Annotated in this window: 5 protein-coding genes; 3 read left to right on the forward strand and 2 right to left on the reverse strand. The window is 70.3% G+C overall.

The window, feature by feature from the left end; genetic code table 11:
• Positions 1–185: 185 nt before the first annotated feature.
• Both H504_RS35150 and H504_RS0114775 read right to left on the reverse strand, forming a co-directional pair.
• Positions 186–1,358, reverse strand: coding sequence for an MFS transporter (locus H504_RS35150; protein WP_051385889.1), 1,173 nt, complete (start codon positions 1,356–1,358; stop codon positions 186–188).
• Positions 1,359–1,367: 9 nt separating this feature from the next.
• A complete protein-coding gene (locus H504_RS0114775) occupies positions 1,368–2,927 on the reverse strand; it encodes an acyl-CoA carboxylase subunit beta (RefSeq protein WP_026423401.1) in 1,560 nt (519 codons plus the stop codon).
• Positions 2,928–3,200: 273 nt separating this feature from the next.
• Between H504_RS0114775 and H504_RS0114780 the strand changes: the two genes are divergently transcribed.
• From H504_RS0114780 to H504_RS41995, 3 genes are all read left to right on the forward strand, one after another.
• Entirely contained in the window at positions 3,201–3,980 is a 780-nt protein-coding gene (locus H504_RS0114780; protein ID WP_026423402.1) for an ABC transporter ATP-binding protein, read from the forward strand.
• Positions 3,965–5,848 (forward strand): hypothetical protein, encoded by a 1,884-nt coding sequence (locus H504_RS0114785; protein WP_026423403.1) that lies wholly within the window; start codon positions 3,965–3,967, stop codon positions 5,846–5,848. Before H504_RS0114780 ends, H504_RS0114785 begins: the two co-directional genes overlap by 16 nt.
• A gap of 220 nt (positions 5,849–6,068) precedes the next feature.
• Positions 6,069–22,544 (forward strand): type I polyketide synthase, encoded by a 16,476-nt coding sequence (locus H504_RS41995; protein ID WP_035304434.1) that lies wholly within the window; start codon positions 6,069–6,071, stop codon positions 22,542–22,544.
• Positions 22,545–22,551 lie beyond the last annotated feature (7 nt).

Consider the following 22,551-nt stretch of genomic DNA (forward strand, 5'->3'; position numbering starts at 1 on the left):
GGCTGGCGGGTAAGGCCACGCTTTCCAGTGGCCCCGCCTTTTAGCCTTACCCAGGCCACCGCTAGGGGCCCCAAACAAAACAACTTCACCACAACGGGCACCACCGCTTTCATCTGGCGCCCAAGCGCCGGCGTCGCCGCCAGGCGACCAGGCCGACCCCCGAGGCGCAGCCGAGGCCCAGTGACTCATTCCTCCCCCACCCCCCAAAACGCCGAAAACACCAACCCACCCCCCGCAACCGCCATCCCCACCCCACCCACAACCACCGCCACCCCCAACGAAAACCACCCACCGATCACCCCGCCAACCGGCGCCCCCACCGTAATCATCCCCCAATTAAACGACCGTATAGTCGCATTGCACCGCCCCTGCAACCGCGCAGGCGTGATCCGCTGCCGATAAGTCACATCATGCGGCCCCTCCACCCCCAACCCCATCCCCAACACAAACTGCCCCACAAACACCCCCCAAACCCCACCGAGCACCAACAGAAACCCACCCGCCGCCAACACCCGCCCAATCACAATCGTCGCAGCCAGCCCCACCCACCGATACACCAGCAGCGACAGAGCCCCACCCATCACCGCCCCCACCCCCGCACACGCATAAGCCACTCCCAACCGCCCCGCCCCCACCTCATGAATCGCATACGGCACAAACGCCGTCGAAGCCACAGCCGTGAACAAAAACCGCACATGCGAACTCACCGACAACGCAGCCAACCGCCGATGTCCGTAAACCCACCGAAGCCCTTCCCGAAGTTCACGAAAGACATGCCGCTCCACCCGCTCCGGCCGAGCCTCTTCCACCCGCAGCGAGGCAACCAACACCCCAGACACCACATACGACCCCGCATCAACCAGCACCGCAACAGGCGCCGTCATAACCTGCAAAAGCCCACTCCCCAGCAACGGCCCCGCCGTACCCGCCACTGAGTTCGTCTGTTCCAACCGCACGTTCGCCTTACCCAGCGCGGCCCCTTCAACAATGTGCGGCAAGAACGACTGAAATGCCGCGTCCCCCAACAGCGACAGCACCCCGACCCCAAAAACCACCCCCACCAGCACCGGCAGGCTGAGACCCCCCACCGCTCCCAGCACCGGCACCACCGCCAGCAACGCCGCCCGCCCCAGGTCGGTCCAGATCAGCAGCGGCCGCCGCCTGCACCGGTCCACCACCACCCCGGCCACCAGGCCGAACAGCAAATACGGCAGCCACCGCGCCGCGTTGAGCACCCCCACTTCCAGTGGCGACGCCGTCAGGGTCACGACCGCGATCACCTGCACCGCGACCGTCGTCACGTACGTCCCGAAAACCGAGATCGCGTCAGCCAGCCAGAAGCGCCCGAATACCCCCATACCCCCAGTTTAGAGCGGTATGTTCCCATGCTTCCGAGTCGGCACGACCGTTCGCTTGTTGCGCAGCAGTCGCAGTGCCGTCGACACCTCTAAACGCGTGCGCGCAGGCTGGATAACCCGGTCCACATACCCGCGTTCCGCCGCCGCATAGGGATTGCTGAACGTCCGCTGGTACTCGTCCACCAGTCGCGCCGCGAGAGCCTGCCGGTCCTCAGCCCCCTGCAGCGCCTTCCGGTGCAGGATCTGTACCGCGCCCACGGCCCCCATCACCGCGATCTCCGCCGTCGGCCAGGCCAGGTTCACGTCGGCGCCCAGGTGTTTGGACCCCATCACCGCGTACCCGCCGCCGTATGCCTTGCGGAGGACGACGGTGATCTTGGGAACCGTGGCCTCGGCGTAGGCGTAGATCAGTTTGGCGCCGTGCCGGACGATCCCGTTCCGTTCCTGCGCGACCCCCGGCAAGTACCCGGGTACGTCGGCGAACGTGATCAGCGGGATGTTGAACGCGTCGCAGAACCGGACGAACCGGGCGGCCTTCTCCGAGCAGGCGATGTCCAGCGCGCCCGCGTTCACCAGCGGGTTGTTGGCGACCACGCCGACCGAGTGCCCGTCCACGCGCCCCAGGGCGGTGATGATGTTCCTGGCGTACTCCGGCTGGACCTCCAGGTAGTCCCCGTCGTCGACGACCGCGCGGATCGCCTCGGTGACGTCGTAGCCCTGGTTCTCGGCGTCCGGGATGAGCGAGTCCAGTCGCAGGTCCCGCTCGGTCGGCTCCGGCCCGTGCGGCGCGGCGTACACCGGGGCCGGGTCCAGGTTGTTGCTGGGCAGGTACCCGAGCAGTGTCTGCACCCAGCCGACCGCGTCCTGCTCGTCGTGGCCGACGTAGTGGGCGTTGCCGGAGACCTCGCTGTTGACCGCGGGCCCGCCGAGCTCGTCGAGGGTGGTCTGCTCCCCGGTCACCGCCGACACGACCTCCGGGCCGGTGACGAACATGTACGACGTCCCGTCCACCATCACGGTGAAGTCGGTGATCGCGGGCGAGTACACCGCCCCACCCGCGCACGGCCCCATCAGCAGGGAGATCTGCGGGATCACCCCGGACGCCCGCACGTTGCGCATCCCCAGCTCGGCGTAGTGCGCCAGCGACACCACGCCCTCCTGGATGCGCGCGCCGCCGGAATCGTTGATGCCGATCACCGGGCAGCCGATGCTCAGCGCCAGGTCCATCACCTTGAGCACCTTCAGCCCGAACGCCTCACCCATGCTGCCGCCGAGGGTGGTGAAGTCCTGGGCGAACACGCACACCTGCCGACCGTCCACGGTGCCGTACCCCGTGACCACCCCGTCACCGTACGGCCGGTTGTCCGCCATGCCGAAGTCCGTGCACCGGTGCCGCGCGAACTCGTCCAGCTCGGTGAACGACCCGGGGTCGAGCAGCAGTTCGATCCGCTCCCGCGCGGTGAGCTTCCCCTTGGCGTGCTGCCGGTCGACCGCCCGCTTCTCGGCGATCTCCACCACCTCGGCCCGCCGCGCCGCCAGATCGGCGATCCGGTCCGCGGTGGTCGACATGGGTCCCCTCCTCGTGGCCTCAGCCAAGGTATGGGCTCCCGCCCGCGGCGCAGTACCCCTACGGCCCCCTGCCGCGGTGAGTCCCGCTGTGCGCTCGATCGCGATCTTCCTGCCGCACAACGACTACCCATCGCTCGTTCGGGTGGATCCCGGCATGCGACGGGGGTTCACCCTCTTGACTTCGCGCGAAGGTACGATCACCGCCGCGGCGGGGCGGTCCCGGACAAATCCGGCGAACGCCCCGGTGGGCGAACGTGTGGAAGGGGTACCCCGGTGCTGCCACAGGTCGATGGTGGGACGGCGGCGTTTCAGTTGCTCGGCGTGCACAAGGTGTTCGGCGAGTACACGGCGGTGGACCACGCCGACCTCACCGTCGCGCCCGGGTCCTTCTACGGTCTTGTCGGTCCCAACGGCGCGGGCAAGACGACCGCGTTGTCCATGGCGGTGGGTCTCCTGCGCCCGGACGGCGGCGAGTCGCGGGTGTTCGGCGTGGACGTCTGGGCGAGCCCGCTCGAAGCCCGCAAGCTGATGGGCGTGCTGCCCGACGGTCTTGCCCTGCCCGAGCGCCTGACCGGACGTGAACTGCTTTCGTACCTCGGTCAGCTCCGTGGACTCGACGCGCCTACCGTCGCAGGCAGAGCGGACGAGTTGCTGGACGTGATGGAGCTGTCCGGTGACTCCGAGCGGACGCTCGTGGTGGACTACTCCACCGGTATGCGCAAGAAGATCGGTCTCGCCACCGCCCTCTTGCACGGCCCCCGGCTGCTGGTGCTGGACGAGCCGTTCGAGGCGGTCGACCCGGTGTCGGCGGCCACCATCAAGCAGATCCTCAACCGGTTCGTCGCGGGTGGCGGCTCGGTGCTGCTGTCCAGCCACGTGATGGCCCTGGTCGAGCAGTTGTGCGACACGGTCGCGGTGATGGCCAAGGGCCGCGTGGTCGCCGAGGGGCCGCTGGACGCGGTGCGCGGGTCGGCGTCGCTGGAGGACACCTTCGTCGAGCTGGTCGGCGCGCACCTCGGCGGCGGGGAGGGGCTGTCGTGGCTGGCGTCCTGATCCGGATGAAGCTGGCCGTCCTGCGGCACAGCATCGCCGGGCCGAAGGCGACCTGGATGTTGACCGGTGGCCTGGTCGGTCTGGCCATCGCGGCGGGCACCATCGCCGTGGCCACCGTCGACGCCGCCCCGCGCACGGTCGCCGACCTGCTCGCGGTCACTTTCGCGATCTGGGCGTTCGGCTGGGTGCTGGGTCCCGCGTTCGGCGGCGACCCGGTGTTGCGGGCCGAGCAGTTCGCGTTGGAGCCGGTGTCGCGCACCCGGCTCGCGTTGGGGCTGCTGGCGGCCGCGTTCGTCGGCGTGACCACGGCGGTCACCCTGGTCGCGTTCGCCGCCTTGGTCGTCTTCGCCGCACGGTTCGGCGCGGTGCCGGTGATCGTGTCGATTCCCGCGCTGGTGCTGCAGTTGACGTTGGTGGTGTTGTTGTCCCGGTTGGCGGCGCGGTTCTTCGGCGCGCTGGCCCGGTCCCGGGTCGGCGCCGCGGTGACGGCGGTGATCACGGCGGTGATGCTGGTGCTCAGCCAGTCCGGCTGGGTCGTGTTCATCGCGCTGGACGCGGTGCTGGAAACCGGTTTCTCGCACGGGTTCTCGGTGGCGGTGCGGGTGCTGCCGTCCAGTTGGGGCGTGGTCGCGGTCGAGGCGTCCACCCGGCACGACTGGCTGTGGACGGTCGGCCCGCTGGTCGCGCTGGCCGGGCTCGTGGTCCTGTTGGTCCTGCTGTGGGCGCGGGCGCTGGGTCCGCAGCGGCTCACCCGGTCGGTGGTGCGCGGGTCGGCGAAGGACCAGGCGGCACTCTGGGCGCATTGCAGCCCGGTCACGGGCGTGCTGGTCAAGGAGCTGCGCACCTGGCTGCGCGACCCGCAGCGGGTGCAGGCCATCGTGGTCGCCCCGGCGTTCGCGATCTTGAGCGGGGTGCTGCCGCTGCTGTTCGGCTCGACCGCGTTCCTGCCGTTCGTCGGCGCGATCACCGCCCTGATGGGGGCCACCAGCAGCGCGAACCTCTACGGCCAAGACGGCACCGCGCTCTGGCTCACCCTGCTCAACCCCGGCACGGAGGCGGACGACGTGCGCGGCCGTCAGCAGGCCTGGCTGGTCGTCTACGCGCCGCTGTCGGTCGTCCTCACGATTGTCGGTACCGCTCTGCATGGGGACTTGGCGCCGTGGGCGATCGCCGCGACCACGGCGGTCATCGGCGCGGGCGGCGGCCTGTTCGTGCTCACCTCGGTCGACCAACTGGTGCCCGGCCCCGACCCGCACCGCAACAAGAACTCCCCGCTCGACCACGGCGACGTCACCGGTCCGGCCTTCGTCACCCTGTTCCTGGTCCTCGCCGCCGCGACCCCGGCCATCGGCACGGTCATCGCGGGCAGCGTCCTGCACCAGCCCCTGCTGACCTGGGCGGGCGGCCTGGTCGGCCTGCTCACCGGCGTCCTCTGCTACCAACTGTTCGGCCTGCTGGCCATCAAGCACCTCGCCGCGCGCGGCCCCGAGCTGCTCTACCTGATGCGCGCGGGCAAGGAGTACGAGGCGGCCCTGAGCGCCGAGACCGCCGTCCTCAAGGCGATGCCCCGACACCGTCGCGGCCTGCTGTGGACCAGCTTCTTCATCGGTTGCCTCGCCCTGTTCCCGCAGGGCTTGGTGCCGATGGGCATGAAGATCAGCGGTGACATCGCCCGTGTCTGGTTCCTCGCCCTCTACCTGCCGGACGGCCTGCAGTGGCCGGTGATCGCCCTGTTCCTGCTCATCGGCCTCGCCGCCTTCGGCCTGTCCGGCTGGGTGTACCTGGTCGAGTCGCGCAGGCTCAAGGCCAAACTGGAGCGCCGCGCCGAGGAACGTGCCCGGTACGCCGACGTCCTCCCGGTCGGCTGACCCGCTCGACCCGGCCCCTGACCGCGTGCGGTCGGGGGCTGTGCTTTGCCCAGGCCAGGCAGGTTAGGGGCCGGGGTCGGGGCCTTAGGGGTTGGCCCTGCCGAGCGCGGCTAACTAGGGTCCATTCCGAGGTCTGAACGGAGAAATCGGAGGCATTCGGTCCGGCTTCGGGGTGGGTTTCCCCGCGAAACCTGCGGTATCGAGTGGGTTTGAGGCATTCATGTCGCACGTGCGCGCCGAGGCCATCGCGGTGGTCGGGTATTCCTGCCGTTTTCCGGGTGCCGCGGACACCGGTGCTTACTGGAATTCGCTGCGCGACGGGATCGACGCCACGACCGCCGTTCCGGCGGACCGGTGGCGGTTGCCGGAGGTGCCGCGCGGCGGATTCCTGGCGGCGGTGGACCGGTTCGACGCCGCGTTCTTCGGGATCTCCCCGCGCGAGGCGGCGGCGATGGACCCGCAGCAGCGGCTCGCGCTGGAACTGGCCTGGGAGGCGCTGGAAGACGCTCGGATGGTGCCGAAAGCGTTGCGCGGCAGCCGGACCGGCGTGTTCGTCGGCGCCATGTGGGACGACTACACGACCCTGCTCCGCCAAGACGGCGCCGTCGACCGGCACACGCTCACCGGGACGCACCGCAGCATCATCGCCAACCGGATCTCCTACCTGTTCGGCCTGCGCGGGCCGAGCCTGGCGGTCGACGCGGGACAGTCGTCGTCGCTGGTGTCGGTGCACCTGGCCTGCGGGAGCCTCCGCCGCGGCGAGGTGGACATGGCGCTCGCCGGTGGGGTGAGCCTGAACCTCGTCGAGGAGAGCACGGTCAGCGCGCTGCGGTTCGGCGGGTTGTCCCCGGACGGCCGGTGTTTCACCTTCGACGCCCGCGCCAACGGGTTCGCCCGCGGCGAGGGCGGCGGACTCGTTGTCCTCAAACCACTTCAAGCCGCGATCGACGACGGCGACCGCGTGCACGCCGTGATCCTGGGCAGCGCCGTCAACAACGACGGTGGCGGCGCCAGCCTTACCGCCCCCAGCCGCTACGCCCAGGAAGACGTCCTGCGCGCCGCGCACGAAGGCATCAACCCCGACGACATCGGCTACGTCGAACTCCACGGCACCGGCACCCCGCTCGGCGATCCGATCGAGGCCGCCGCTTTGGGTGCCGCCATCGGCAAGGCCCGCGGCAAGCCTCTCCCGGTCGGTTCGGTGAAAACGAACATCGGCCACCTGGAAGGCGCCGCCGGGATCGCCGGACTGATCAAAGCGGCCCTGGTGGTGGAAAACGGCCTCATCCCGCCGAGCCTCAACTTCGAAACACCGAACCCGCGCATTCCGCTCGACGAGTTGAACCTCCTGGTGCAGACCGAGTTGGCGCCGTTGGCCGGTCCCGGAATCGCCGGGGTCAGCGCGTTCGGCATGGGCGGCACGAACTGCCACGTAGTTCTCGGCTCCATTGCGCGGAAATCCCCGGAAATCCGGTCCGATAGGACGACCATCGCCCTGGTGAGCGGCAAGACCCGAGCCGCGCTCCGCGCCCAAGCCCGCAGGCTCCTGGCGGTCGACGCCGCACCCCAGGACATCGCGCACTCGCTGGCCACGACCCGGACCGGGCACGACCACCGGGCCGCCATCGTCGCGGACACCTCCGCAGACCTCAAGGCCGGTCTGGAATCGGTCGCCGCCGGGCTCCCCACCGCCGGAGTGGCCGAAGGCACCCTGATCGAGGGCAAGATCGCGTTCCTGTTCTCCGGCCAGGGCTCGCAGTGGTCCGGCATGGCCGTCGAGCTGCTGGACACCGACCCGGTCTTCGCCGCCGCCATCACCGATTGCGCTGACGCCCTCGCCCCGCACGTCGACTGGTCGCTGGTCGACGTTCTGCGCGCGGGCGACTACAGCCGGGTCGACGTCGTGCAACCGGCCCTGTTCGCGGTCATGGTCTCGCTCGCCGCCGTCTGGCGGTCGCTCGGGGTGATCCCGGACGCGGTCGCCGGCCACTCCCAGGGCGAGATCGCCGCCGCGTGCGTCGCGGGTGCGTTGAGTCTGGCCGATGCCGCGAAAGTCGTTGCCCTGCGGGCGAAAGCGATCGTCGCGCTGGCCGGTCAGGGCGGGATGCTGTCGGTTCCGGCGCCGGTCGCCGACGTGCGGACGTGGTTGGTCGACTGGCCGACGCTGTCGGTCGCCGCCGTCAACGGGCCCGCGGCTGTGGTCGTCGCCGGTGATCCGGTGGCGTTGGACGGGTTCGCGGCCTCGCTCGATGTCGACGCCAAGCGCATCCCCGTCGACTACGCGTCCCACTCCGCCTACGTTGAAGCGATCCGCGACGACATCCACTCGACGCTGAGAGGTATTCAGCCCCGCACTGGTGACATCCCTTTCCTGTCAACAGTTACCGGCGAGTGGATCGACACCACCGAGCTGGACGCCGACTACTGGTACCGGAACCTGCGCGGCACCGTCGAGTTCGCCACCGCCACCACCAAACTCGCCAAATCCCGGTTCCGGTTCTTCGTCGAGTGCACCCCGCACCCCGTCCTCAGCGCCGCCGTCCGCGACACCCTGACTCAGTCCGAAGTGGATGGCGTAGTTGTCGGCTCACTCCGCCGGGACGAAGGGCGGCAACGGCTTCTCGGCAACGCGGCGGAGTTGTTCGCGCATGGCGTCGACCTGCTCCTCCCGTCCGGCAACACCGTCGACCTGCCGACCTACGCCTTCCAGCGCGAACGCCACTGGCGCCCCGGCAACCCCGACGTCGAACAGGCCGCCGAGCACGACGACTCGCTGCGCGGCGCGCTCCAGGCGAATCCCGATTCGTCCGTGGTGCTCGACCTCGTCCTCGCGCACACCGCTGTCGTCGGCGGGTTCTCCGGCGCCGTTGACCCGGGGTTGACCTTCAAAGACCTCGGGTTCGAGTCGCTGACCGCCGTCGAGTTGCGCGACCGCCTCGCCGTCGCGGTCGACCTCCGGCTCCCGACCACCCTGCTGTTCGACCACCCCACCCCGCTCGCGGTCGCCGGTTACCTCCGCGACCACCTGCTCGGCACCGCCCCAACCCGCCGCCGGACGATCACCGCGTCCGAGGAGCCGGTCGCCATCGTCGCGATGGCCTGCCGATTCCCAGGGGGCATCGACTCCCCGGAAGCCTTGTGGCAGTTGGTTTCCACCGGCGGTGAGGCGTTGACCGCGCCGCCGACCGACCGCGGCTGGGACCTCGACGGACTCCCCGAGCGCGGCGGATTCCTCACCGACGCCGCCGGGTTCGACGCCGACCTGTTCGGCGTGTCCCCGCGCGAGGCCCTGGCGATGGACCCGCAACAGCGGCACCTGCTGGAAGTCACCTGGGAAGCCGTCGAACGCCTCGGCGTCGACCCGGATGCGCTGCGCGGCAGCAGGACGGGCGTCTTCGTCGGCGCCATGGCCCAGGACTACGGCCCGCGCATGCACGAGGCGACCGGCGACACCGCGGGTTACCTGCTGACCGGCAACACCGGCAGCGTCGCCTCCGGTCGCATCGCCTACACCTTCGGCTTCGAAGGCCCCGCGCTCACCGTCGACACGGCCTGTTCCAGCGGCCTGGTCGCCCTGCACCTGGCCGCCCGGTCGCTGCGCGCGGGCGAATGCGACCTGGCGTTCGCGGGCGGCGTGACGATCATGTCGACCCCCGGCATCTTCGCCGAGTTCGCCCGTCAGGGCGGCCTGTCCCGGGACGGCCGCTGCAAGGCGTTCGGCGCGGGCGCCGACGGGACCGGCTGGTCGGAGGGGGTCGCGGTGCTCGCCGTGCGCCGCCTGTCGGACGCGGTGCGCGACGGCGACAAGGTCCTCGCCGTCGTCCGCGGTTCCGCCGTCAACTCCGATGGCGCCTCCAACGGCCTCACCGCGCCCAACGGTCCCGCCCAGCAGCGCGTGATCCAGGACGCCCTCGCCACCGCGGGCCTCCAACCGTCCGATGTGGACGCGGTGGAAGGTCACGGTACCGGTACCACCCTGGGCGACCCGATCGAGGCGGGCGCCCTGCTCGCCACCTATGGCCATGGCCGCGCCGAGCCGCTGTGGCTGGGTTCGGTGAAGTCCAACATCGGCCACACCCAGGCCGCCGCCGGGCTCGCCGGTGTCATCAAGCTGGTTTTGGCCCTGCGCCACGGTTCGCTACCCGCCACCCTGCACGCCGACACCCCGTCCCCGCACATCGACTGGGACACCGGCGCGATTTCCTTGCTCACCAACGCTCAACCGTGGCCACGCGGCGACCGGCCTCGCCGCGCCGGTGTCTCGTCGTTCGGGATCAGCGGCACCAACGCGCACGCCATCATCGAGGAACCCCCGACCCAGACCTGGCCCGAGGCCTCCGCCAACGGATTCCCCGTGCTGCTCTCCGCCCGTTCGACGGCCGCCCTGCGCGCTCAGGCCGCCCGACTGTTGACTGTGGACGTTCTGCCCGGAGCCCTGGCCCAGGCCCTCGCCACAACGCGAACCGCACTACCGCACCGGGCCGCCATCCAGCCCGATGACTTGACCGCAGGCCTCGCCGACCTCGCCGCCGGTCGCGATTCCGCCCAGGTTCGCACCGGTACCGCCACCCCGGCGAAGCTCGCTTTCCTGTTCACCGGCCAGGGATCGCAGCGGCCGGGCATGGGTCAAGACCTGCGGAGGTTCCCGGCTTTCGCCGCCGCGTTCGACGAGATCCGGGAGCGGCTGCCGTTCTCCGACACCGACATCGACCAGACCGCACACGCCCAGGCGGGCCTGTTCGCCATCGAGGTCGCGCTGTTCCGCCTCTTGGAGTCCTGGGGTGTGCGGCCGGACGTGCTGGTCGGCCACTCCATCGGCGAGATCGCCGCCGCCCACGTCGCCGGGATTCTCTCGCTGGACGACGCCTGCACCCTGGTCGCCGCCCGCGGTCGCCTCATGCAGTCCCTACCCCCCGGCGGCGCGATGCTCGCCGTCGAGGCCGTGGAGGTTGCCGCGCTACCGGACGGTGTCGACCTCGCCGCCGTGAACGGCGAAAACGCCTTCGTCGTCTCCGGCGACAGCGCCGCCATCGGCCGCCTGGAAGGGCGACTGCGCGCGGAAGGCAAACGCTCCAAACGCCTCATAGTCTCGCACGCGTTCCACTCGCACCACATGGACCCCATACTCGCCGACCTCACCCGCGTCGTCAGCGAGCTGACCTTCCACCCCCCACGCATCCCCATCATCCCAACCTCTTCCGGCGACCCCGCCACCCCGGACTACTGGGTACGCCAAGCCCGCGAGCCAGTCCGCTTCGCCCCCGCCATCGCCACCCTGCCCGGCTCGGTCTTCCTGGAACTAGGCCCCGATGCCGTCCTGTCCGCCCTCGTCGACAACGGCATCCCCCTCCTCCGCACAGGCCGCGAATCGGTGTCGAATGCCCTCAGCGCCCTCTGGACCACCGGCGTCCACTTGGACTGGCACTCGGTCCACAACGGACCCCGCATTCACGTCGACCTCCCCACCTACCCGTTCCACCACACCCGCTTCTGGCCCACCCCAACCACCCCCACCACGGCAGGCCTGACCACCACCGACCACCCCCTCCTCAGCGCCGCCATCCCCCTCGACAACGGCATCGTCCTCACCGGCCAGATCTCCCTCGCCACCCACCCCTGGCTAGCCGACCACGCCATCCGCGGAACAGTCATCCTCCCCGGCACCGCCTTCATCGACCTTGCCCTCCACGCAGGCGCTCACATCGGCCTCCCCACCATCGCCGACCTGACCCTGACCGCCCCCCTCATCCTGCCCCTCACAGGTTCCGTGCGCCTCCGAGTCACCGTGACCGGCTCCTCCATCACCATCCACAGCCACACCAACCACAAATGGACCCCCCACGCCACCGGCACCCTCACCACCCCCCGCCCAGGCGCAACCCCCCCACCCCCGGGCGGCCCCCACCCTTCCCGGGGGGCGTCCCCGAGGCCAGTCTACCGGGATGGCGAGATCAACAGGGGTGAGGCCGGTGAGCTGTGGGCTGCTGAGCGGCATGTGGATAACTCGGCATCGGGCACGCCTGAGCCGGTCACCTCACCTGAGCCCATCACCCGGCCGGTTGCCTGGTCTGAGTCCGCCACCCTGTCGGACTCAGTGATCCCGTCGGAGCCGGTCACCTCGCCCGAGTCTGTCGCCCCACCCGAGCCGGCCGTCTCGTCCCAACCGGTCGCTTCGCCCGAGCTGGTCGTCCCGCCCGAGGTAGTCGCCCTATCCGAGCCCGTCGCACTGTCCGAGCCAGCCGCCTGGCCAGAGTCGGTCGTCCTGCCTGAGCCTCTCACCTCGCCTCAGCCTGCGACCCCGCCCCAGCCGGCCGCCTCGGCCGAGCCCGTCGTCGCCTCACCCGAGTTCGCCACCCAGCCACGTCCAGGCGCGATCCTCCCGCCCCCGGGCGGCCCCCACCCTTCCCGGGGGGCGTCCCCGAGGCCAGTCTACCGGGAACGCGAGATCAACAGGGGTGAGGCCGGTGAGCTGTGGGCTGCTGGGCAGGGTGTGGATAACTCGGTCTCGGGTAAGCCTGAGTCCGTCACCTCGCCCGAGCCTGTTGCCCCGCCCGAACTGGTTGTCATGTCCGAGCCCGTCGCCCTGCCTGAGTCGGTCGCCTGGCCTGAGTCAGTTGTCCTGCCTGAATCTGTCACAGCACCTCAGCCTGCGACTCCGCCCCAGCCGGTCGCCTCACCCGAGTTCGCCACTCAGCCACGTCCAGGCGCGATCCTCCCGCCCCCGGGCGGCCCCCACCCTTCCCGGGGGGCGTCCCCGAGGCCAGTCTACCGGGATGGCGAGATCAACAGGGGTGGAGCTGGTGAGCTGTGGACCACCGGGCGGAATGTGGATAACTTGACCCCGGCTGAGCCTGAGCCTGTCGGCCCGCCCGAGTTGACGCCCGCCGACTACGCCGACCTTGCCGCCCTTGGCTTTGACTATGGCCCCGCCTTCCAAGGCCTCCGCGAGGTAGGTGACCAGCGCGCGCGGGTTGAGCTGGACGGGCCTCAAATCGCGGTTCTCGACTCCGTGTTGCACGCCCTCGGCCCGGCGCTCAATCGGGACGGCATTCCGCTGCTTCCCTTCGCTTGGTCCGGCGTTACCCGGCACTCGGCGGCGACCAGTCTGGATGTGCGTCTGGTTCGGCGCGGCCCGGATGAGTACGCCATCTACGCCAGCGACCCGCAGGGCGCGCCCGTTCTCACCGTTGACTCGCTGACGCTGCGGCCTGCGAAGCTTCGCGACACCGGTGTCGTCTACGTTCTCGATTGGCAGCCTGCCCCGGCGACGAATCCGGTCGGCGAGTCGGTCCGGGTCGAGATCTCAGGCGGCTCCCTCGTCGAGCGTGCGCACGCCGCCACACGATCCACTTTGGACGTTGTGCAGCGGCATCTGAGCGAGGGTGCGGGCAAACTGGTCATCGCCACCACCAATGCACTGTCCACATCGGACGAAAAGACCGACCCGGCGGCAGCAGCGGTGTGGGGTTTGGTCCGGTCCGCCCAGACCGAGAACCCCGGCCGGTTCATCCTGCTCGACGGCGAAATCCCCACCGTCATCCCCGATGCCGACGAGATCGCGGTACGCGGAGGCAGAACCTTTACACCGCAACGAGTCCAAGTGTCCGCCGATGGTCAGATGAACTGGGGCGACACCGTCCTGATCACCGGTGGCGCCGGCGGGCTCGGCACCCTTGTCGCGCAGCACCTCACCTCCGCCGGTGTCCGGGTCATCCGGGTAGGCCGTCGCGGTGGGGACGGTGTTGTCCAGTGTGACGTCACCGATAGGGAAGCGTTGGCTGCCCTGTTCGACGAATATCCCATCACCGCTGTCATCCACGCGGCCGGGACTCTTGACGACGCACCGGTCCACACTCTTGACCCGGACCGGTTGTCCGCCGCGATTCGGGCCAAAGTGGAGGGTGCGGTTCACCTCGACGACCTCACCCGAGACCGGCCGTTGACCGAGTTCGTCCTGTTCTCCTCCATCGCGGGCACCCTCGGTACCGCCGGCCAAGCCGCTTATGCGGCAGCGAACGCGTTCCTGGACGGTCTCGCCGCCCGTCGTCGTGCTGAAGGGCGCCCGGCTCGCTCGATCGCCTGGGGGCTGTGGGCCGAAGGCATGGGCACGACTGCCGACAAGACCCGGTTCGTCGACCTCGGCGGCACCCTCACCGCAGCACAAGGTCTAGACCTGCTCGACCACGCCCCCGACCGCGCGCACGCCATCGCCGTCGCAACGCCGCTCCGCACCCCGCGGACCACCGCGCCCGCCCCGCCACGCGACCTCGACGAGCTGGTCCGCGCCCAGGTTGCCGCCGTCCTCGGTCACGGCTCCGGTGATCGGATCGACCCGACTCGTACCTTCAAGGACCTCGGGTTCGACTCGTTGACCGGTGTCGACCTGCGCAACCGGATCACTGCCGCGACCGGTCTCGCCCTGCCCGCCACAGTGGTCTTCTCCTACCCGACCCCGGCCGCCCTCGTCGATCACCTGCGCGCCGAGGTCGTGCCGACCACAAAGACAGCCACGGTCACCACCGATGACCCGATCGCCATCGTCGCCATGGCCTGCCGTTACCCGGGAGGCGTCGACAGTCCCGAATCGTTGTGGGCGATGGTCGCCGAGGGGCGTGACGGCATCACCGAGTTCCCCACCGCGCGTGGCTGGGACCTGGCTGGTCTGTACCACCCCGACCCCGAACAGCCTGGCACCACCTACACCCGGCACGGCGGCTTCCTGCACGACGCGCACCTGTTCGACGCAGAGTTCTTCGGCATCTCCCCGCGCGAGGCGCTGGCCATGGACCCGCAGCAGCGCGTCCTGCTCGAATTGTCGTGGGAGACCTTTGAACGCGCGGGCATCGATCCCACCGGTCTGCGCGGCAGCCGCACCGGGGTCTTCGCTGGCGTGATGTACCACGACTACGCCACTGGTTCTGTACCGTCTGATGTGGAGGGTTACCTCGCCACCGGCGGGGCGGGCAGCGTGGTTTCCGGTCGTCTCGCCTACACCTATGGGTTCGAGGGGCCTGCTGTCACGGTTGACACCGCGTGTTCCAGTAGTCTGGTCGCCCTGCACTGGGCCGCCAAGGCTTTGCGCTCCGGTGAGTGCGACCTCGCCTTGGTCGGTGGTGTGACGGTCATGTCGACGCCAACGGTGTTTGTGGACTTCAGCCGCCAGCGCGGTTTGGCTCCGGACGGCCGCTGCAAGTCCTTCGCCGCTGCGGCGGATGGTACGAGCTGGGCTGAGGGCGCGGGTGTCCTGCTGGTCGAGCGCCTGTCAGACGCCCAACGCAACGGTCACAAGGTCCTCGCGGTTGTGCGGGGCACCGCCGTCAACTCCGATGGCGCCTCCAACGGCCTGACCGCGCCCAACGGCCGCGCCCAGGAACAGGTCATCCGGTCCGCCCTGGCCGACGCGGGCCTGAACACGTCCGATGTGGACGCCGTCGAAGCACACGGGACCGGTACCGCTCTCGGCGACCCGATCGAAGCGTCGGCGCTGCTGGCCACCTATGGGAGAGACCGAGCCGAACCGCTGTGGCTGGGCTCGTTCAAGTCCAATGTGGGCCACACGCAGGCGGCGGCGGGGGTCGGCGGGATCATCAAGATGGTCCAGGCCATGCGGTACGGCATCCTCCCCGCCACCCTGCACGTCGACACCCCGTCCCCGCACGTCGACTGGTCGTCCGGATCGGTGTCGCTGCTGACCGAGTCTCGCCCTTGGTCGAGATCCGACCGGCCGAGAAGGGCCGGGGTGTCCTCCTTTGGTATCAGCGGTACCAACGCGCACGCCGTCCTCGAAGAAGCCCCGGCCAACATGCCCGAACCGACCAGGGCCGCACCCGTCGAGGTGCCCTTGCTGCTCTCCGCCGTGACCGCCGAAGCCCTCCCGGCCCAGGCTGCCCGCCTAACCGAAGTGGTCGCCGAACGGCTCGACATCGCTGTGTCTCTTGTGGACCGACCGGTGCTCTCACACCGGGCCGTGGTTTTCGGCAACGGGCTCCAAGATCTGGCAGCGGACCAAATATCGCCCGCTGTCGTCAAGGGAACAGTCACCCCCGCCAAACTCGCTTTCCTCTTCTCCGGGCAGGGTTCGCAGCGGTCCGGGATGGGGAGAGAACTGCATGTCTTCCCGGTCTTCGCAATCGCGTTCGACGAAATCCGAGACCGGCTGCCATTCGACGACGACGCCATCGACCAAACGGTGCACGCCCAAGCGGGCCTGTTCGCGCTGGAAGTCGCGTTGTTCCGGCTGCTCGAATCCTGGGGCATAAACCCGGATGTCCTGATCGGACACTCCATCGGCGAGATCGCGGCTGCCCATGTCGCGGGCATCTTCAGCCTGGATGACGCCTGCACCCTGGTCGCCGCCCGTGGCCGTCTCATGCAGGAGCTCCCACCCGGCGGCGCCATGCTCGCCATCGAGGCCTGCCACATCGACCTCCCCGATGGCGTGGACCTGGCGGCCGTCAACAGCGAGAACTCGCTGGTCGTCTCCGGTGACAGCGCGGCCATCGACCGCCTCCAGGAGGCAGCCCAGGGTCGAGTGAAGCGGCTCAACGTCAGCCACGCCTTCCACTCGCACCTGATGGACCCGATGCTGCCCGCGTTCGCCGAGATCGTCGCGGGCTTGACCTTCCACGAGCCACGCATCCCGCTCAGCCCCACCGCGACCGGAAATCCCGCGACCGCCGAGTACTGGGTCAACCAGGTCCGCGACACCGTCCGGTTCGCCGCAGCCGTCCCCGCCGACCATCGCTACCTGGAACTCGGCCCCGACGCTGTCCTATCCGGACTGGTCGGCGGCATTCCCCTGCTGCGCAAAGCCCATCCCGAGCCGGAAACCGCCCTACGCGCCCTCGCGACCCTGCACGTCAACGGCACCCCCGTCGACTGGCGAGCCGTTTTGCAGCCCTGGGGTGGTACCCGCGTCGACCTCCCCACCTACGCCTTCCAGCGCGAACCGTTCTGGATCGCCCCAACCAGGTCCGACCCGGCCGACGACCGGTTCTGGGCGGCCGTCGAGCAGGAAGACGTGGCCACCGTCGCCGCGACCCTGCGCCTGTCCGGCCCTGCGCTCACCGAAGTCCTGCCCGCCTTGGCGACCTGGCGGCGTTCGCGCACCGAGCTGTCCAAAGTCGAGTCGTGGCGGTACCGGATCGCTTGGCGGCCAGTGGACGTCAAGCCCGCGAAGATGTCCGGCACCTGGCTCGTCCTCGGCCCCGACCCGGCCGGGGTCGCCGACGCGTTGACCGCACTCGGCGCCACCGTGCACCACGACCCAGACCGGGAAGCCGACGGGATCATCTCCACCGGTTCCCTCGACGAAGCCCTCCACTTGGTCCAGACCCGCCGAACCCGCGTCTGGTGCGTGACCACCGATGCCGAGACCGATCCCGACCAGGCCGCCATCTGGGGCTTCGGCCTGGTCGCCGCCTTGGAGCACCCCGACCGCTGGGGCGGCCTCATCGACATCCCGGAACCCCTCACCGAGCGTTCCGCGGGTCGCCTCGCAACGATCCTCGCAGGCCAGGAGTCCCAGATCCGGCTTGTGCCCGCCGGCGCCCTCGTCCGCCGCCTCGAACGCGCCACCCCGAGGCACGCCGAACCGTGGCAGCCCACTGGTCCTGTGCTGATCACGGGCGGTACAGGAGCGCTCGGTGGCCACGTCGCCCGCTCGGTGGCCGGGGAAGGTGTGTGCCTCGTCCTCACCAGTAGGCGCGGCATCGACGCACCGGGCGCGGCCGAGCTGGTGACCGAACTGACCGGCTTGGGCGCCGAGGTCGCCGTTGTCGCCTGCGATGTCGCCGATCGGGACGCCGTCGCGCGGTTGCTCGCCGAGCACCCGGTGACCGCCGTCTTCCACGCGGCCGGAACCGTCGACGACGGCGTCATCGAATCCCTTGCCCCAGAACGGTTCGCCGCCCTGCACCGCGCCAAGGTCGAGTCCGCGCGCAACCTCGATGAGCTCGCCGGTGACCTCGACGCGTTCGTGGTCTTCTCGTCGCTGGCCGGTGTGATCGGCAATCCCGGTCAGGCCAACTACGCCGCCGCCAACGCGGCCTTGGACGCCGTGGCCGCCCGCAGGCGCGCCCAGGGCAAACCGGCCGTCGCGATCGCGTGGGGCCCGTGGGCCGAGTCGGGCATGGCGGCCGGGGTCGCCGATCGGCTCCAGCGCGCGGGCCTCGTCCCGATGCCGCCCGCGTCCGCGCTGACCGGCCTGACCCTCGACGAGCCGCACACCGTCGTCGCCGACATCGCCTGGTCGCGGTTCCCGGCCCGGTCGCCCCTGTTGGCCGACTTCCTGGACGACACCCCGGACCCGGTGGACGTCGCCGACTTGGCGGATCTCGTCCGGACCCAGGCCGCCGCCACCCTCGGTCGGCCGGGGACCATCGCCGCCGACCGCAACTTCCGCGATCTCGGCTTCGACTCGTTGACCGCGCTGGAGTTCCGCAACGCCCTCGCCCAGCGGGTGGGTGTCGCGCTCCCGCCGAGCCTGGTCTTCGACCACCCCACCCCGGCCGCCGTCGCCGACTACCTGCGCGAACTCCTTGCCCCGACAGCGAAAACCACTGCCACTGCCGAACGCGCTACGGTCGACGACGATGTGGTGATCGTCGGTATGGCCTGCCGGTTCCCCGGTGGCGTGCGGACCCCCGAGGACCTGTGGCGGCTGGTCAGTTCCGGCACCGACGCCATCGGCGGCCTCCCGCCGGACCGGGGCTGGGACCTGACCGGCGCCCCCGACTTCGCCCGGGTCGGCGGGTTCCTCGACGACGTCGCCGGGTTCGACGCCGACCTGTTCGGCATCTCCCCGCGCGAGGCCCTGGCCATGGACCCGCAACAGCGCCTGCTCCTGGAGACCACCTGGGAGGTCTTTCAACGCGCCGGCCTGGATCCGACTGGTCTTAAGGGCGCCAGGGTCGGTGTTTTCGCAGGTACGAACGGGCAGGATTACGCGTCGCTCGTCACCGGTGAGGGCCTGGACGGGCACGTCGCGATCGGTAGTGCGGCGGCTGTGCTGTCGGGTCGGGTGGCATACGCGTTCGGTCTGGAAGGACCCGCGCTGACGGTCGACACGGCGTGTTCGAGCAGCTTGGTCTCGCTGCACCTCGCCGTCCGGGCGTTGCGGGGCGGTGAGTGCGACATGGCCCTCGCGAGCGGGGTGACGGTCATGTCCACGCCGACCGCCTTCGTCGAGTTCGGACACCAGAACGGGCTCGCGAGTGACGGCCGGTGCAAGGCGTTCGCTGCCTCGGCCGACGGAACCGGATGGGGTGAGGGAATCGGCGTCCTGCTGCTCATGCGCAACGCGGACGCCGTCGCCGCAGGTCACCGGGTGCTCGCCGTGGTTCGCGGCACGGCGGTCAACCAGGACGGCGCCTCAAACGGCCTCACCGCCCCGAACGGACCCGCGCAGCAACGGGTCATCCGCGCGGCGCTGGCCGATGCCCGGCTCGAACTGTCCGATGTGGACGTGATCGAGGCGCACGGGACCGGCACCGCTCTCGGTGATCCAATCGAGGCGCAGGCCCTGCTCGCGACCTACGGGCGAGATCGGACGCGGCCGCTGTGGCTCGGGTCGGTGAAGTCCAACATCGGGCACACCCAGGCGGCGGCCGGGGTCGCGGGCGTGATCAAGCTGGTCGAGGCGATGCGGCACGGTGCCCTCCCGCGCACCCTGCACGCCGACATCCCCACCCCGCACGTCGACTGGTCCGGCGCCATGCGCGTCCTCACCGAGGACCAGCCCTGGACCGGCCCGCGCCGCGCCGCTGTCTCCGCGTTCGGAATCGGCGGTACCAACGCTCACGCCATCCTCGAACACGTCACCCCGGAACCCGTGCCCGTCGAGACGAGCGCACCAACAGCCTGGGTCCTCTCCGCGCACTCCACGGCGGCCCTCCATACACGCGCCGCCAACCTCGCTGCTGTCGATCTCCCGATCGCCGCCGTGGCGCGGACCCTCGCCCGCACGGACCCGCGACTGCCGCACCGCGCGGTGGTGGTTGCGTCCAATCAGGACGAGTTCCGCGAGCGACTGTCCACGATCACCGGCACCACCGTGACGACCAAGCGAGTGTTCCTTTTCACCGGCCAGGGTTCGCAGTACGCGGACATGGGCCGGGGCCTCTACAACGCGTTCCCCGTGTTCGCCGACGCGTTCGACGCTGTCCGGCTGCGGGTGGACTTCGACGAGACCGAGATCGACCAGACCGGCAACGCCCAGCCCGCCCTGTTCGCCCTGGAAGTGGCTCTCTTCAGCCTTCTGGAGTCGTTCGGAATTGTCCCAGATGTCCTGATCGGACACTCGATCGGCGAGCTGGCGGCCGCCCACGTGTCCGGCATCCTCAACCTGGACGACGCGTGCGCGCTGGTCAAAGCCCGCGCCGGGCTCATGCAGCAGCTCCCGCCGGGCGGAGCGATGCTCGCCGTCGAGTCCGACCACGAAGACCTGCCCGACGGGGTCGACCTGGCGGCGGTCAACGGTCCGAACTCCCTGGTGGTCTCCGGCGACAGCACGGCCATCGACCAGTTCCGGGAGGACATGGTCGCGCGTGGGCGTCGGGTGAAGCGGCTGACGGTCAGCCACGCGTTCCACTCGCACCTGATGGACCCGATGCTCGCCGAGTTCGCCCAGGTCGCCGCCAGTATCACCTACCGGCAGCCGAGCATCCCGCTCATTCCCACCGCCACCGGCGATCCCACGACTCCTGACTACTGGGTCGCCCAGGTCCGTGACACCGTTCGCTTCGCCGACGCGGTCGCCCAGATCTCAGACGCGCACTACCTGGAACTAGGACCGGATGGTGTGCTCTCGGCCATGGTCCCCAACGCCGCCCCGACCTTGCGACGCGACCACAACGACCACACCACCCTGCTTGCCGCTATCGGCCACGACTACACGCACGGTGGAACTCCACAGTGGACGAAAATACTCGGCGACGGCCCCACGGTCACACTTCCGGTATACCCGTTCCAGCACCGGCGGTTCTGGCCCAAGACCAAGGTCGGCGACTGGTGGTACGGCATCGACTGGACCCCGGTCACCCCACAGCCCGCCCTCGCCGGGACCTGGCTGCTCATCGACCCCACCGACGACGTCACCCAAGCGTTCACCGGGGTCACCACCATCGTCCGGTCCAGCGCCGACGACCTGACCGGCCTCACCGTCTCCGGCGTCGCCGCCACCGAGCCGACCGTCCACACGGCACTCAAGGTCATCCGGACCGTGGACGCCCCACTCTGGTGCCTCACTCGCGGCGCCGTCACGCCCGCCCGTGACCCGCTCCAAGCCGCCGTCTGGGGTTTCGGCCAGGTCGCCGCGATCGAGCAACCCCGGCGCTGGGGCGGTCTCATCGACCTCCCCGAGCACGTCGACCCCGACCAGCTTCGCGCCGCCCTGTCCACACGCGACCAACTTTCCCTGCGCCCCAACGGCATCCTCGCCCGCAGGCTGACCCGAACCCTTCCGGTTCCTGTCCGGACCTGGACCCCCACAGACACCGTCCTGATCACCGGCGGTACCGGCGCGCTCGGCGGCCACGTCGCCCGCTGGCTGGCAGACCGAGGCGCCCCGCACCTGCTGCTGATCAGCCGCACCGGCCCCGTCGGAGCCGATGCGCTGGCCACCGACCTGGAGCGACGCGGCAGCAAGGTCACCATTGCCGCCTGCGACGTCACCGACCGCGCCGCCCTGGCTACCCTGCTGGCCGAACACGAGGTCAGCGCCGCCTTCCACACCGCAGGCACCGTGGACGACGGCGTCATCGGCACCCTCACCCAGGACCGGTTCGACTCCGTCTGGCGAGCCAAGGCCGCCGCCGCGTACCTGGACGAACTGCTGCCCGACGCGCACCTCGTGCTGTTCAGCTCGTTCGCCGGGGTCGTCGGCAACCCCGGCCAGGCCAACTACGCCGCCGCCAACGCCTACCTGGACGCCCTCGCCGAACACCGCCGCGCCCAGGGCCGTCCCGCTACCGCGATCGCCTGGGGCCCCTGGGCCGGTGCCGGTCTCGGCGCGGACCGGGCCGCCGCCGAGCACCAGCACCGCGCAGGCGTCACCGCGCTCGACCCGGCCCAGGCCATCGCCGCCCTCGCCACCGCACTCGACGCCGATCTGACCACCGCCTCGGTCGCCGCCATCGACTGGCCCCGGTTCGCCCAAGGCAGGCCAAGTGTCCTGTTCGGACAGATCCTGCCGCCCGAGCCGGTGGTGGTGCCGGACCTGCGGGCCGCGCTCGCCGATTCCCCGGTCGCCGAGCGCGGCCCGCTCCTGCTCGACCTGGTCACCGCCCGTGCCGCCGCCGCCATCGGGCACGCCGCGAGCGAGCGGCTGGACCCGCGCCGCCCGTTCCGCGACCTCGGTTTCGACTCGCTGACCGCCGTCGAGCTGCGCAACCAGCTCGACGCCGCCACCGGTCTCGCCCTGCCCACCGGCGTCGTCTTCGACCACCCCACACCCGAGGCCCTGGCGGCGCACCTGCTCGACCAGCTCACCGAGGCCCCGTCCGCCGACACCGAGCTGGACCGGCTGGAAGCCGCGCTCGCCGAGCTGTCGCCCACGGAGACCGACACCGTCACCGTCCGCCTGCGCGGTCTGCTCGCCCGCCTGGAAGGCACCCAGGCGCCTGCCGATGACCTGGCGGACGCGTCCGCCGACGAGCTGTTGGACCTGATCACCAAAGAGTTCGGCACGTCCGGATGAGGCCGGG

This window comes from Actinokineospora inagensis DSM 44258, from assembly GCF_000482865.1.
Classification (GTDB): Bacteria; Actinomycetota; Actinomycetes; order Mycobacteriales; family Pseudonocardiaceae; genus Actinokineospora; species Actinokineospora inagensis.

Coding starts and splice junctions, on each gene's coding strand:
- H504_RS35150 (WP_051385889.1), bottom strand. CDS start 1,358: ATGGGGGTATTCGGGCGCTTCTGGCTGGCTGACGCGATCTCGGTTTTC.
- H504_RS0114775 (WP_026423401.1), bottom strand. CDS start 2,927: ATGTCGACCACCGCGGACCGGATCGCCGATCTGGCGGCGCGGCGGGCC.
- H504_RS41995 (WP_035304434.1), top strand. CDS start 6,069: ATGTCGCACGTGCGCGCCGAGGCCATCGCGGTGGTCGGGTATTCCTGC.